The sequence below is a fragment of the Leisingera sp. CC-HEC096 genome, from assembly GCF_059429235.1.
This window is the reverse complement of the sequence record NZ_JCAIJS010000001.1, coordinates 3196705-3210545: the sequence shown is the minus strand read 5'-3', so window position 1 is coordinate 3210545 and position 13841 is coordinate 3196705. Positions and strand designations below refer to the sequence as shown.

The following is a 13841-nucleotide window of genomic DNA, read 5'->3' as shown; positions in this document are numbered from 1 at the left end:
GTTACACCGGCAGACCAACCACAAAACGCGCGCCCAGTGGTTCAGAGGTGACATCGGCCTCAGTCGGACGGATGTTCTCGGCCCAGATCACGCCGCCGTGCGCCTCGACAATCTGCTTGGAGATGGCCAGGCCCAGCCCGGAGTTGTTGCCGAAATGCTCCACCGGGCGCTGCGAGTAAAACCGTTTGAAGATCTTGGAGAGCGCCTGGTCCGGGATGCCTGGTCCGGTATCCTCGACCACCACCAGCACCCGGTTGGCGCGGCGGCGGGCCCAGACGCGAATGGCATCGCCTTCCTCGCAGAAGGAAATCGCATTGGTAATCAGGTTTACAAAAACCTGCGCCAGCCGCGCCTCCAGCCCCTGCAGCTGGATGGGCTGAGCGGGCAAGTCCGTAATGTAGTCGATCCCTTTGGCGCGCGCGTCTTCGCCCAGATACTGGTTCAGGTTGCCCAGCATGGCCAGCAGGTCGAAATCCTCTTCCTCTTCCTTGACCAGCTCGGCATCCAGCCGCGAAGCGTTGGAGATGTCGCTGACCAGCCGGTCAAGCCGGCGCACGTCATGCTCGATCACATCCATCAGCTTCTCGCGCTGATCGTCGCGTTTGACCATGCGCAGCGTGCCGACGGCTGATTGCAGGCTGGCAAGGGGGTTCTTAATCTCATGCGCTACATCAGCAGCGAACTGTTCATTGCTGTCGATGCGGGAATAGAGCGCCTTGACCATGCCGCGCAACGCGCGGCTGAGGCGGCCAATCTCATCCGGGCGGGCAGAGAGGTCGGGAATACGGATCCTTCCCGGACTGGACTTGCGGCTGCCGCGTTCGCGGCCCAGCTCAGCCGCCTCGGCCAAATCGGCCAGCGGATTGGCGATCGTAGAGGCCAGCACCAGGCTGAGACCGACCGAAACGAGCAGCGCAACAACAAACATCTGCAGCACCCGCTCCTGCTCTCCGCGCACCAACGCGTCCACTTCGCCGGTGGGAGACGTCAAGGCAATCACGCCGACAGCCTTGCCGTTATGCATAATGGGCGTAGCGGCGGAGATTACCCGGCTGCCGCCTGTATCCACCACGGTTTCGACACCCGTACCGCCATTCATGGCCCGGTCGACCAGACCACCCAGCCGCGTTTCAAGCGACGGGCTGTGACCGCCCGCTGCGGCGGCAGGCGTGCCGTCGCCATCAGCGAGACCCCAGAGTGCAGACAGCGCATCGCTGATCAGCGTTCTGTTCGTGCCACTGTCATTCAACACATTCAGGGCGTCACTGCGGTCGACCCCCTTGATGCTGGAAATAAGATTGCCGGTGGTGTCGAAAACAAATGCTTCGACCCCGCCGCGAAGGCTGAGCCGGGCCAGCGTGTCCCCGGCCTGGATGCCATCACCGGCGGCAAAGCTGACCGCCCCTGCGGCCGGCATTTCCGCCTCGAACACATCCGCCGCAAGCATTGCTTCAGAAACCAGCGTGCCCGCGCGCTGCTGTACAAGGCTTTGACGCGAGGAATTGAGGTACAAGATGCCAGTGACCAGAATGATCAGCGCAATCAGGTTGAATGTGATGATCTTGCGGGTCAGCGGCGAACCCTTAAGCGACAGCAAGCTGCGGCGCGCGCGGCTGACCTGCATTTCACGCGTGACGGATTGCTCCGGGGTGACCCAATCCTCCCCCAGAACAACATCGCCGTCCTGCTGACGTTGCACTATGCTGGTATCGCGCATGCGCGCCCACTCCTCCGGCCGGGGGCAAACCGCCCCGCTCAAACGTGCCGCTTATTCTTCATTATAACGGTAACCGATTCCATAAAGAGTTTCGATTGCCGCAAATTCCGAGTCCGCGCTGCGCATTTTCTTCCGCAAGCGCTTGATATGGCTGTCGATGGTGCGGTCGTCCACATAAACCTGGTCATCATAGGCCACATCCATCAGCTGGTCGCGGCTTTTGACAAAGCCCGGACGCTGGGCCAGCGCCTGCAGCAACAGGAATTCGGTCACGGTCAGCGACACATCCTTGCCTTTCCAGCTGACTGCATGCCGCAGCGGGTCCATCCGCAGATTACCCCGCTCCATGACCTTTGTCTCAGGACTGCTGCTGCCGGCAGCATCACTGCTGATCGCCTCCTGCCGGCGCAGCAGAGCGCGGATCCGTTCGACCAGCAGACGTTGCGAAAACGGCTTCTTGACATAGTCGTCAGCGCCCATCCGCAATCCCAGCACCTCATCGATCTCATCGTCCTTGGACGTGAGGAAGATCACCGGCATCTGGGTTTTCTGCCGCAGCCGCTGCAGCAGGTCCATACCATCCATGCGCGGCATCTTGATGTCCAGCACCGCCATATCGGGCAGCTTTTTGTTGAACGCGTCCAGTGCCGCCTGGCCGTCATTATAGGTTTCGACCTCAAAGCCCTCGGCCTCAAGCGTCATGGAAACCGATGTCAGGATATTCCTGTCATCGTCCACCAAAGCAATCTTTGACATTGGAATTGCCCCTAATCTGCTCTGTTCTCTGTTATGTTTTTACCACTTTCATCGCCGTTATGATCCGCCGAATCAATCCCAATTGAAGAATCGCGGCGATCTTTGGGTTCCATTGGGGCAAAAATACCTTAGCGTCTGCTGAACAAGCGGGCGGTTTTCCCCTTTGCAAATAATGGTTGCGCTAAACATTGCCTTGGTGGCGCTAACTAGGGGATGCCGGCCTGTTCACCGCCTGAAACGCCATGTTAAGACCGCGCCACCGGCAGCGATGCCGTTTTCTATTGCCCCAATGGCGCAGCCGCGCAGCCTGCGTGCCGCCCGCGCCGCCACAGGAGAAAAAACGCATGACATCTGGACGGGTTAACCCGCAATTCCGCCTCGAAGATCAGGGCATCGAGGGCCTGGGAAATGTCTATTACAACTTCATGGAGCCGGCGCTGATCGAAGCCGCGCTGAAGCGCGGCGAAGGCACGCTGGGCAATGGCGGCGCCTTCCTGGTCACCACCGGTAAATTCACCGGCCGGTCGCCCAAAGATAAACATGTCGTGAAAACCGACAGCGTGCGCGACACCATCTGGTGGGATAACAATGCCGCGATGAGCGCCGAAGGCTTTGACGCGCTGTACGCCGACATGCTGGAGCACATGAAAGGCAAGGACTACTACGTCCAGGACCTGGTGGGCGGTGCCGACCCGGCGCATGCGATCAACGTCCGCATGGTGACTGAGCTGGCCTGGCACAACCTGTTCATCCGCACCATGCTGCGCCGTCCGGACCGCGAAGACCTGGATGATTTCATCGCCGACTTCACCGTCATCAACTGCCCGAGCTTCAAAGCTGACCCTAAGCGGCACGACTGCCGTTCCGAAACCATCATCGCGATGAACTTCGACAAGAAGATGATCCTGATCGGCGGCACCGAATATGCGGGCGAGAACAAGAAATCGGTGTTCACCCTGCTGAACTACCTGCTGCCGGAAAAAGGCATCATGCCGATGCACTGCTCTGCCAACCACGCCAAGGGCAACCCGGTCGACACTGCCGTGTTCTTTGGCCTCTCTGGCACTGGCAAGACCACCCTGTCTGCTGACCCGGACCGCGTGCTGATCGGCGACGACGAGCATGGCTGGGCCGACAACGGCACCTTCAACTTTGAAGGCGGCTGCTATGCCAAGACCATCAATCTGAACCCCGAGGCAGAGCCGGAAATCTATGCCACCACCTCCAAGTTCGGCACCGTAATCGAGAACATGGTGTTTGATGAGGAAACCAAAGAGCTGGATTTCAACGACGACAGCCTGACCGCCAACATGCGCTGCGCCTACCCGCTGCATTACATCTCCAATGCATCGGCCAGCGCACGCGGCGGCCACCCCAAGAACATCATCATGCTGACCTGTGATGCGTTCGGCGTTCTGCCTCCGATCTCGCGGCTGACCCCGGCCCAGGCGATGTACCACTTCCTGTCGGGCTTCACCTCCAAGGTGGCCGGAACCGAGCGCGGCGTGACCGAGCCGGAACCGACTTTCTCCACCTGCTTCGGCGCCCCCTTCATGCCGCGCCGTCCTGAGGTCTACGGCAACCTGCTGCGCGAAAAGATCGCCCAGCACGGCGCGACCTGCTGGCTGGTGAACACCGGCTGGACCGGCGGTGCCTATGGCGTTGGCTCGCGGATGCCGATCAAAGCGACCCGCGCTCTGCTGACCGCAGCTCTCGACGGCTCGCTGGCCGAGGCCGAATTCCGCAAGGACGGCAACTTCGGCTTTGACGTGCCGGTCACCGTGCCGGGTGTGCCGGAGGTGCTGCTCGACCCGCGCCGCACCTGGGACGACCAGGAAGCATATGACCGTCAGGCCGCCAAGCTGGTGCAGATGTTCTCCGACAACTTCGAGCAGTATCTGCCGTTCATCGACGAGGACGTGAAAGCGGCTGCCATCGGCTGATGCCGTCCGAATTCCTCTGAGTAAAGAAAACCCCGGCCTTTACGCCGGGGTTTTTCATTTCAGGAAATTTATTTTCCAATAAACCATTCTTTAACCCTTCCAGCGCAAACCTTCCGCAAGCGCGACATTGCGGCTGTTTTACTGATTTTTGCGCCACATCGGGGAGGGCGAGATGGATAAAGAGGCCTTGAAGGTTTTCAACAGCATTTTCAGTACTGGCAGCGCCTTTGTGTACCGATGTGCAAATGACGAGAACTTCACGATGAAGTTCATGGCCGGACAGGTCGAGAAACTTTGCGGCTGCCCGAAATCGGACATTCTTGGAAATGCCAAGGTGTCCTACGTTGATTTGACTCATGCCGAAGACATCGACCGTGTCTTTGCCGATGTGGACGCTGCCATCGAAGCAAAGGAGAACTGGGATGTCGCCTACCGCCTGAGCCGTCCCGACGGCTCGGACGCCTGGGTGCGCGAGCGCGGCAACGCGGTCTACAACGACAGCGGTGAGATGGTCTATCTCGAAGGGCTGGTGGTAGATGCATCAGCTGAGGTCAACCTGCGCATGGAACTGCAGGAGACACTGAACCGGACTGAGGAGGCCAACGCCGAGATCATTAACTTGGCTGAGAACATTTTGCGGTCCGTTCAGAAGCTGTCCATCCTGGCGATCAACGCCGGGATCGAGGCCGCACGGGCAGGCAAGGCAGGCTTGGGCTTTGCCTACCTCGCCCGTGAGATCAAGGCGCTGGCGGATGAGAACAACCGCTGGGCCAGCCGCATCACCGACACGATGGCCCAGCGCAAGCGCGATGAGGCACGGGAGGCGGCCAGCGAGGCAGAGGCCGGTTAGCGGGCCACCGCCCCCGTGACCATGTCCCGCACCTTGAGCGCATAGCGGTCGGTCATGCCAGAGACGAAATCGGCCAGCGAATGCATCGCGGTGTAGGCGTCCTCCACCCCGCGCAGGTCCAGATCCACAGCGCGGATCAGCTTGGCCCAGTAACCATGACGGGCTTTCAGTTCCTCTGCGTCCCAGCCGCACGCACGCAGGTCCTCATATAGGCCCTGGAAATGGTCCAGCACCGAGTGCAGTACTTGGCGCCCGGTAATCTCCAGCTCGGTCTTGCGGCGGGCAACAAAAATCCGCTGCTCAGACAGTTCTTTCAGCCGGGCAAAGGCCTGCGCTTTGGAGGACACTTCCATCAGCCCGTCATTGAATTCGCCCATCATTATGGCGTCATAATTTTCGATAAATGCCGCTACGGCGGCGTCAATGGACTGGCCAATTGCGAAGGCACGCAGCAACCCGATACGGTCGCGCATCGGCAGGCCGCGGTCCTCATTCGGTTTCCCGACAATCCCCTCAAGGGCCTCGGCAACCTCGGCGCGGTCCAGGTCGCCAACGCTGGCAGCGTCCTCGATATCAAGTATGCGATAGCAGATGTCATCTGCCGCCTCGACCAGAAAGGCCAGAGGGTGCCGCCGCCTCCAGCCTCCGGGCTCAGCGGGCAGGCCCAGCGCATCGGCGGTTTCTTCGAACAGCTCTGCGTCGGAGTTGAATACCCCGAATTTCTTGAGGCCGACATAGGGCGCCTTGCCGGCTCCCACAGCTTCATCCCGCACCAGACGGGTGCAGGGATACTTCATGAAAGCGCCCAGTGTCGCATAGCTGAGCCGCAGCCCGCCCTGCTGCTGAGCGTATTCCAAGCGCCCGACGATACGGAAGCCTTGCGCGTTGCCCTCGAAATGCTCGAATTCGGCGCGCAGGTGCTGCGGCACTTGTGCTGCGATGCCGCGGCCGGACCGGAACTGGGCTGCGAACCAGTCGCCGATGCTGTCCTCGCCTGAATGGCCAAACGGCGGATTGCCGATATCATGCACCAGGCAAGCGGCCTCGACGTGGCCTGCCAGCCGTGCGACCTGCTCCGCCTGCAGGCTGCCGCGTTCCACCAGCGCAGCCCCCACGCCTGCCCCCAAAGAACGGCCCACGCTGGCCGTTTCCATGCTGTGGATCATCCGGTGGTGCACGTGGTCATGGTCATGCAGCGGGTGCACCTGGGTTTTCTGAGCCAAACGGCGGAATGGCTCAGAGAACAGGATCCGGTCGTAATCCTGCAGATAGGCCGGACGGCCCGCTTTCTCGCCATACTCCGGCCGGCACAGCCGCCCGGGGCTCAGCAGCCTGTTCCACTCCATCGCCATGTGCCTGCTCCTTTGCCTGTCTGGCAGTGCTTAAACGGGAGGCCGCGTGGAATTGCAAACGCTTCAGCGCGGCTTGATCCCGGCGGGCTCCAGCTTGTGCTCCGGCTCCACGTGAATCACCACATCCGCATCCGGGAGCGCGTCCTTCAATGCAGCCTCCACCCGGTCGCAGATGTCATGTGCAGCCTGCACGGACATGGCACCATCAACCACCATATGAAACTCCACGAACAGGGCGCGGCCGGCGCGGCGGGTCTTGAGCCCATGGGCCTGCATCGCGCCATTGGCACTTCGGTGGATGATCTCCTCGATCCGGGCGCGTTCACCTTCAGGCGCCGCCATGTCCATCAGCCCGTTGACGGACGAAGCGATCACCCGCCATCCCTCCCTCAGGATGTTGACTGCAACCAGCAGCGCCAGCAGCGGATCAAGGATGGCCCAACCGCTTGCCAGTGCCAGAACCAGCCCCGCCAGCACCCCTGCTGAGGTCCAGACATCGCTCATCAGATGCCGACCGCCTGCCGACAGTGCCGGAGAGCGCAGCTTTCCGCCCGCCCGCAGCAGCACCCGCGCCCAAGCAAGGTTCACCGCCATCGCCAGCGCATTGACCAGCAGACCCGCGGGGCTCCAATCCGCCATCTCGGGCCGGGTCAGGGCATTCACGGCCTCATGCACGATCACCAGCGCGGCGATCACGATCATGATACCCTCCGCCACGGCCGAGAAATACTCGGCCTTGTGGTGGCCATAGGGGTGTCCTGCATCCGGCGGCCGCTGGGCATAGCGCACGGCAAACCAAGCCATCACCGCGCCGCCGATGTTCACCAGCGACTCCAAGGCATCCGACAAGAGCGCTACCGAGCCGGTCATCATCCAGGCCGCAGTCTTCAGCCCCATAACCGCCAGCGCAATCAGGATAGAGCCCGTTGCAAGTTGCTGGACACTGAACGTTTGTGACATTTTCCCTCCCGCCTGCGCCTTGCCTACATCAACAACCCGCGGCGCAGCAGGTTCAGTCCTGCAATCAGCAGCACCACCAGCGTTACCCGCCGGAACAGCATCTGGTCGATCCTGTCATGCAACCGCCCGCCAATCCACATTCCCGCCACCGCAGGTACAATCAGCGCCAGCGAGAACGGAGCGGTTTCGGCCCGCATCACGCCAGAGCCGACATGAGCGACCAAAAGAGCTATGGCGCCGAGACCATAGATTACCCCCTGCACCCGGATCTGCTCTGTCTTTTCCGTGTTTAACGCGGTGAGATAGGCCACGGTTGGCGGCCCCCAAACACCTGAGACGCCACCGATCAGCCCGGCCACGCCACCGACAACCGCCTCAGTGCGGCGGGTGGGGTTTGTAATGGAGAACACCTTTCCCATTAACTGGATACAGGCAAAGACCGTGACCGGCACTCCGATCACCAACAGCAGTACCTGCTGCGGCAGGAGACGTACCATTTGGGCGCTTAGAAGCAGGCAGACCAAGCCGATCAGAAGGAACACACGGAACTTGCGGATCGAGGCCATAGCTGCGCCCGGCCCCTGCCTCAGAGCTTGCATCCCGTTGGTGACCAATGTGGGCAGGATCAGTCCCGCCAGCGCCAGGTCTGGCGCCAGGAACATGCTGAGGCCCGAGATAAGAATCATCGGCATGGCAAAGCCAACCAGGCCTTTAACCGTGCCCGCCAGCAGCGCGATGCCAAAAGCCGCTGCCAGTTCAGCTGGGGAAAGAAATGAAAACAATGCCGTCATCCCTCCGCTCTACCACAAACAGGTGGCGCTGCACCGGCAAAATGGAGACGCAATATTTGATCCAAATGACGCACATGCGGGTATTTTTGTTGCGCTGCACCTGCAAAATGATTTACCACCAGGCGACCGAAGAAGGATCTGATTCATGGCCCACGACGGACAGGACTTGCATATGAAACCGACTCTCATTCCCGACCTGCTGGCGCTGACCGGCGCAGCGCTGGAACCACTGGACCAGCTGCTTGAGGCCGCGCGAGCCTCCGTCAAGGATATGGTGAGCAGCGACGGCCGCGTCTCCGGCAAGCTGATCGAGGAAAACCAGGTGGCCGCCCACGGGCTGTCGTGGCTGGCAACCTATGTCTACTCGCTGCGCCAGATGCAGAAATGGGCTGAGAAGCTGCAGGCTGAGGGCAAGTTCGGCGAGATGGAGCAGCTGCTCCACCAAATCGGCTTTGGCGAGTACCTGTGGCAGGTCTACGGCGGCATCCAGATGAACCAGGGCGAGATCGTCCGCCTGCAGGATCTGGGCCTGTCGCAGGACGCCCAGCGGTCTCTGATGGTGCCTGCAGTGATGACGCTGTGCGAACAGGGCAACAGCCAGGCCGCCCGCTCCCGGCTGGTTGAGCTGATGGAAGAACAGGCCGGCGCCACCATGTTCGGCAGCTCCGGCCTGGAAGAAGAGCTGGAAATGATCCGCGACCAGTTCCGCCGCTATGCGGTGGAGAAGGTCGAGCCGAATGCCCACGACTGGCACCTGAAGGATGAGCTGATCCCGATGGAGGTGATTGAGGAACTGGCCGAGATGGGCGTCTTTGGCCTGACCATACCCGAGGAGTACGGCGGGTTCGGCCTGTCCAAGGCCTCAATGGTGGTGGTCTCTGAAGAACTATCGCGCGGCTATATCGGTGTCGGCTCGCTGGGCACCCGGTCGGAGATTGCCGCGGAGCTGATCCTGTGCGGCGGCACCGACGAGCAGAAGGCCAACTGGCTGCCCAAGCTGGCCAGCGCCGAGATCCTGCCCACCGCCGTGTTCACCGAGCCGAACACCGGTTCCGACCTCGGCTCCTTGCGCACCCGTGCGGTGAAGGACGAGAACGGTGATTACAAGATCACCGGCAACAAAACGTGGATCACACACGCCGCCCGCACCCATGTCATGACGCTGCTGGCGCGCACCGATCCCAACACCACTGACCACCGCGGGCTGTCGATGTTCCTGGCAGAGAAGACGCCCGGTACGGATGAGCACCCCTTCCCGACCGAAGGCATGACCGGCGGCGAGATCGAGGTTCTGGGCTACCGCGGCATGAAGGAATACGAGCTGGGCTTCGACAATTTCCATGTAAAGCAGGAGAACCTGCTGGGCGGAGAAGAGAACAAGGGCTTCAAACAGCTGATGGAGACCTTTGAATCGGCCCGCATCCAGACTGCAGCCCGCGCCGTCGGCGTGGCGCAGTCGGCGCTGGACATTGCCATGCAATACGCGCAGGAGCGCAAGCAGTTCGGCAAATCTTTGATCAATTTCCCGCGCGTCTCCGGCAAGCTGGCGATGATGGCGGTGGAGATCATGATCGCCCGCCAGCTCACCTATTTCTCGGCCTGGGAAAAGGATCACGGCCACCGCTGCGACCTGGAGGCCGGCATGGCCAAGCTTTTGGGCGCGCGGGTGGCCTGGGCCGCGGCCGACAACGGCCTGCAGATTCACGGCGGCAACGGCTTTGCGATGGAATACAAGATCTCCCGCGTGCTGTGTGATGCCCGGATTTTGAACATCTTCGAAGGTGCCGCAGAAATTCAGGCCCAAGTCATTGCCCGCCGGCTGCTGGGCTGACGGCTTGATAGCAGCGTAATCCGGGAGCACTCCCGCTCAAGCCCGGCGTTCGCGCCGGGCTCTCGTCCTGCGGTACTGAAGCCGCGTTGGATGCGTTATCGCCGCAACCAATGAGAGAAATAGGACTGTTTCCAATCTAGGTTATTCGATCCTTAACAATTTGTGGTTAACAAGTGTCCATGACACTCTTCCGCTGCCTCCTTTTACCTGTTTTTCTGCTGCTCTCCGCCTGCACAGCTTCGGTGCAGTCAGAGAACCCGTCCCGTATTCTAGCGATGGGGGATTCTCTTTTGGCCTGGCACAGCCTGTCCGGCAAATCTGTGGCTGACACTGTAGCCCGCGAACTGCAGGAGCCGGTGGTGGACCGCTCAGTCTCAGCGGCGCGGGTCATCTACAAGCTGCCGATTTCTGGCGCGGCCGGGATGAATATCCGTAAGCAGTACAAGCCCGGCAATTGGGACTGGGTGATCGTGAATGGCGGCGGCAATGACCTGTGGCTCGGCTGCGGCTGCTTCGCTTGCGACCGCAAGATGGACAAGCTTATCTCGAACGATGGGCGCCAGGGCGCCATCCCCAGCATGCTGTCCGAATTGCGCGCAACCGGTGCCCAGGTGATTTACGTTGGATACCTGCGCAGCCCCGGTGTCGGCTCGCTGATCGAGCATTGCCGCGACGAAGGCAACGAACTGGAAACCCGCATTGGCCGGATGGCTGCTTTGGACGAGGGCATCCATTTCGTGTCCAACAAGGACATGGTGCCCTATGGCGACCGCTCCTATCACTCGCTCGACATGATCCACCCGTCTGTCAAGGCCAGCGGCGAGATCGGCCGCAAAGTGGCGGCGGTTATTCAGGCTAACTAACCGGCGGCCCTCCCGCCCCCCCTATTGCGCATTCTTGGAATGCCCTTCCGGGGGTGGGCCTGGCGCCGTGCTGCGCACGGCGCAGCAGTGTGCCTTATTCTCGGATCGGCACCCGCCGCGCAGCGCGCGGCGCCCGGCCCAACGGGAGCAAGGCATTTTCAATGCCGCCGCGACGGGCGGGAGAGCTCCCGTAAGTGAATTCCCGCTGACAGCGCCGAAAGCGTTGCAGATCCCCGGGCTGACCCGCACAGTACGGAAGTTACTCTACCGGGAATGCTCATGCTGCGTCTCTCCGTGCTTCCAGCCTTGCTGCTCTTTTCGGCCTGCACAGGGGACGAAACCCTGTCGGCTTACGGGGCCGCGGATAAGTTATGGCGTTTGCAAAGCATTGATGGCACGGCCTATACCGCCGCCGCCAGCCTGCACTTCCCGGAGCCCGGAACCATTGAGGGTCAGGCACCCTGCAACAGCTTCACGGGTAAACAAACCGCGCCTTATCCTTGGTTCTCGGTCGAGGCCCTTGCCGTAACACGGGCGGCCTGCCCCGGCCTGAAAGCCGAAGCCGCTTTCCTGCAGGCGTTGCAGGAAATGACGCTGGCGGAAGTTTCCGGGGACGTGCTGATCCTCATCAGCGGCCAGGGACGCGAGATGCTGTTCACAGCCGGCGGCTGAGCAGATCCATCAGACGCCCGCGCGCCTCTGGCAACGGGTGGCTGCCCAGGGATGGCGCCAGGTGTGTTTCCAGGAAATAGCCGGTGGTCCGCAGGGCCTGGAGGATTTCAGTATCCTCCGCATCGCCCTGGCCCAGTAACACCGGCGGCAACGGCAGGAGCCGGTCCGCCCACTCCCCGGCGCCTTCACGTGAAACAGCCCGGCCCGTCTTTGGCGAGACAAATGCCAGCCCGGCCAGCCTGCCGGTCACCGCACAAGCGGACAGGTCCAAGCCAAAACCCACCTCCTCCAGCAGTGCCAGTTCCCACTGAAGATAAGCGAGCGGCCAGAGGTCCTCGTGCTCCAGCAGATCCAGCAGTCTTTCGCTGCGCACATAAAGGTCCGGATGCGGCTCCCGCTCCGGCAGGCAGAAGGCCAGCAGCGCCGTGACCGCATTGAGCCCTGCCAGCGCGAGCCGCCCGGACAGAGCCGCCGCCGCCCGGCTGCGCAGGGGTTCGGCGTGATAACTGCCCAAATGGTCCTCCAGCCGCGCCCGCCAGGTCACGTCCAGCTGCGCGCCGGGCTGCAGGACCGGAGCCATCCTGCGGCTGGCCCCGCCGCGCACCACGCCCGCGTGGCGGCCGTGCTTCTCGGTGAAGACGTCTATGATTGCCGAACTTTCGCCGTGGCGGCGCATCGAAAGCAATATGCCGTGATCACGCCACTCCAAAGGCGGGCCTCCCTGTCATCCGGTCCGCCCCAGCAGAACGCATTGCAGCCCAGCCTGCAACCGGCAGGATCACTCCAGCCCCGGTTCGTCCAGCAGATGGCGGCCGGAGCGGTCCTCGACCTCTATCACCCAGAGATCCGGGTCGAAATCCCGCTGGCGGCGGATGGAGCCGTCAACGTCGCCTTCGGGCCCGGCAGCCAGCTCATCCCATATGCGGTCGCCGGTCATCAGGTCAAAGGTCCGGTGAAAGGCGCGGGCCTGACCGTCCAGCGTATTGAGCTTGACCAGCACCGCGCCAGCGGTGTCGTCGCCGTGCGCGGTGATGAAGGCCGGGATGTCCTGAAACCGCAGACGGGCCAAGTATGCATCAACCCAGAAACGGGCTGTTAGGCGGGTCATGCCGCGCCCTCTCCGGCCTGAGCGTGCAGGGAGAGTACGGGAGCCTCCGGCGGGGATATTTCAGGCAAGAGGAAGAACAAGGACCTGCGTTTCAATTGCCGTCCTTGAAGTCGAGGCCCATTTCGGAATAGCGCTCGGCCTCTTCCAGCCAGTTCGGGCGCACCTTCACCTGCAGGAACAGATGCACCTTGCGGCCCAGGAATTCCTCCAGCTCGGCGCGGGCGGCTTGAGAGACGGCCTTGATGGTCTCGCCGCGCTTGCCCAGCACAATGCCCTTGTGGCCGTCACGCACCACATAGATGATCTGGTCGACACGGGCGGAGCCGTCCTTGCGCTCTTCCCATTTCTCGGTCTCAACCGTCAGCTGGTAGGGCAGCTCCTGATGCAGGCGCAGAGTCAGTTTCTCGCGAGTCATCTCGGCTGCGATCATGCGCATCGGCAGGTCAGCGATCTGATCCTCAGGGTAGAGCCAGGGGCTTTCCGGCAGCTTGCCCGCCAGCCATTGGCGCAAATCGTCGACGCCGTGGCCGCGTTCGGCCGAGATCATGAAGGTTTCGGCAAAGGCGTAGCGGCTGTTCAACTCCTGGGCGAGGCCCAGCAGTTTTTCGGCCGGCACCTTGTCGATCTTGTTGATCGCCAGCGCCACGGTGCGGCCTTCGCCGATTTCCGACAAGCCTTCGAGGATGGTTTCAACACCTTCGGTGATGCCGCGGTGGGCCTCGACCATCAGAACCACCACGTCGGCATCCGCTGCGCCGCCCCAGGCGGCGGCGACCATTGCCCGGTCCAGGCGGCGGCGCGGCTTGAAGAGGCCGGGGGTGTCGACGAATACCAGCTGCGCGTCACCCTCCATCGCCACACCGCGGATACGGGCGCGGGTGGTCTGCACCTTGTGGGTCACGATCGAGACCTTGGCCCCCACCATGCGGTTCAGAAGGGTGGATTTGCCCGCGTTGGGCTCTCCGATCAGGGCAACGAATCCGGCGCGTGTGGTCATC

The 13841-nt window shown here is 61.9% G+C and carries 15 protein-coding genes; 6 read left to right on the top strand and 9 right to left on the bottom strand.

The window, feature by feature from the left end:
• Position 1 precedes the first annotated feature (1 nt).
• Complete coding sequence (locus AC5STI_RS15515; RefSeq protein WP_475049235.1) at positions 2-1717, bottom strand: sensor histidine kinase; 1716 nt, start codon at positions 1715-1717, stop codon at positions 2-4.
• A 51-nt stretch (positions 1718-1768) separates the two neighbouring features.
• Positions 1769-2473, bottom strand: a complete 705-nt coding sequence (locus AC5STI_RS15510) for a response regulator transcription factor (protein WP_475049234.1) — start codon at positions 2471-2473, stop codon at positions 1769-1771.
• 344 nt (positions 2474-2817) lie between these two features.
• On the opposite strand from AC5STI_RS15510, the gene AC5STI_RS15505 reads away from it, so the two are divergent.
• Positions 2818-4416 carry a phosphoenolpyruvate carboxykinase gene (locus AC5STI_RS15505; protein ID WP_475049233.1) on the top strand — a complete coding sequence of 533 codons (1599 nt, stop codon included), beginning with the start codon at positions 2818-2820 and terminating at the stop codon, positions 4414-4416.
• Here AC5STI_RS15505 and AC5STI_RS15500 read toward each other — a convergent pair.
• Positions 4379-4774, bottom strand: coding sequence for a hypothetical protein (locus AC5STI_RS15500; protein ID WP_495447786.1), 396 nt, complete (start codon positions 4772-4774; stop codon positions 4379-4381). The two genes, AC5STI_RS15505 and AC5STI_RS15500, sit on opposite strands and share 38 nt — an antisense overlap.
• Here AC5STI_RS15500 and AC5STI_RS15495 point away from each other — a divergent pair.
• The gene (locus AC5STI_RS15495; RefSeq protein WP_495447774.1) at positions 4679-5266 is read left to right on the top strand and encodes a methyl-accepting chemotaxis protein; all 588 of its coding nucleotides are present in this window, start codon (positions 4679-4681) and stop codon (positions 5264-5266) included. The two genes, AC5STI_RS15500 and AC5STI_RS15495, sit on opposite strands and share 96 nt — an antisense overlap.
• Here the strand turns inward: AC5STI_RS15495 and dgt are convergent.
• From dgt to AC5STI_RS15480, 3 genes are all read right to left on the bottom strand, one after another.
• Positions 5263-6618, bottom strand: coding sequence for a dGTP triphosphohydrolase (dgt, locus tag AC5STI_RS15490; protein ID WP_495447299.1), 1356 nt, complete (start codon positions 6616-6618; stop codon positions 5263-5265). The two genes, AC5STI_RS15495 and dgt, sit on opposite strands and share 4 nt — an antisense overlap.
• A gap of 63 nt (positions 6619-6681) precedes the next feature.
• A complete protein-coding gene (locus AC5STI_RS15485) occupies positions 6682-7578 on the bottom strand; it encodes a cation diffusion facilitator family transporter (RefSeq protein ID WP_495447298.1) in 897 nt (298 codons plus the stop codon).
• A 23-nt stretch (positions 7579-7601) separates the two neighbouring features.
• The gene (locus tag AC5STI_RS15480; protein ID WP_475049228.1) at positions 7602-8369 is read right to left on the bottom strand and encodes a sulfite exporter TauE/SafE family protein; all 768 of its coding nucleotides are present in this window, start codon (positions 8367-8369) and stop codon (positions 7602-7604) included.
• On the opposite strand from AC5STI_RS15480, the gene AC5STI_RS15475 reads away from it, so the two are divergent.
• The 4 genes from AC5STI_RS15475 (at position 8269) to AC5STI_RS15460 (ending at position 11735) form a co-directional block, all read left to right on the top strand.
• Complete coding sequence (locus AC5STI_RS15475) at positions 8269-8511, top strand: hypothetical protein (protein ID WP_475053171.1); 243 nt, start codon at positions 8269-8271, stop codon at positions 8509-8511. The genes AC5STI_RS15480 and AC5STI_RS15475 overlap by 101 nt on opposite strands.
• Before the next feature lie 3 nt (positions 8512-8514).
• Positions 8515-10200: an acyl-CoA dehydrogenase family protein gene (locus tag AC5STI_RS15470; RefSeq protein WP_495447297.1), complete on the top strand. Its 1686-nt coding sequence runs from the start codon at positions 8515-8517 to the stop codon at positions 10198-10200.
• 179 nt (positions 10201-10379) lie between these two features.
• Complete coding sequence (locus AC5STI_RS15465) at positions 10380-11063, top strand: SGNH/GDSL hydrolase family protein (RefSeq protein WP_495447296.1); 684 nt, start codon at positions 10380-10382, stop codon at positions 11061-11063.
• 273 nt (positions 11064-11336) lie between these two features.
• Positions 11337-11735, top strand: a complete 399-nt coding sequence (locus AC5STI_RS15460; RefSeq protein WP_495447295.1) for an META domain-containing protein — start codon at positions 11337-11339, stop codon at positions 11733-11735.
• Here AC5STI_RS15460 and recO read toward each other — a convergent pair.
• From recO to era, 3 genes are all read right to left on the bottom strand, one after another.
• Positions 11719-12444, bottom strand: coding sequence for a DNA repair protein RecO (gene recO / locus AC5STI_RS15455; RefSeq protein ID WP_495447294.1), 726 nt, complete (start codon positions 12442-12444; stop codon positions 11719-11721). The genes AC5STI_RS15460 and recO overlap by 17 nt on opposite strands.
• A gap of 69 nt (positions 12445-12513) precedes the next feature.
• Positions 12514-12843: a DUF1491 family protein gene (locus AC5STI_RS15450; RefSeq protein WP_490399836.1), complete on the bottom strand. Its 330-nt coding sequence runs from the start codon at positions 12841-12843 to the stop codon at positions 12514-12516.
• 91 nt (positions 12844-12934) lie between these two features.
• Positions 12935-13840 carry a GTPase Era gene (era, locus tag AC5STI_RS15445; protein ID WP_490399837.1) on the bottom strand — a complete coding sequence of 302 codons (906 nt, stop codon included), beginning with the start codon at positions 13838-13840 and terminating at the stop codon, positions 12935-12937.
• Between the last annotated feature and the right edge of the window lies 1 nt (position 13841).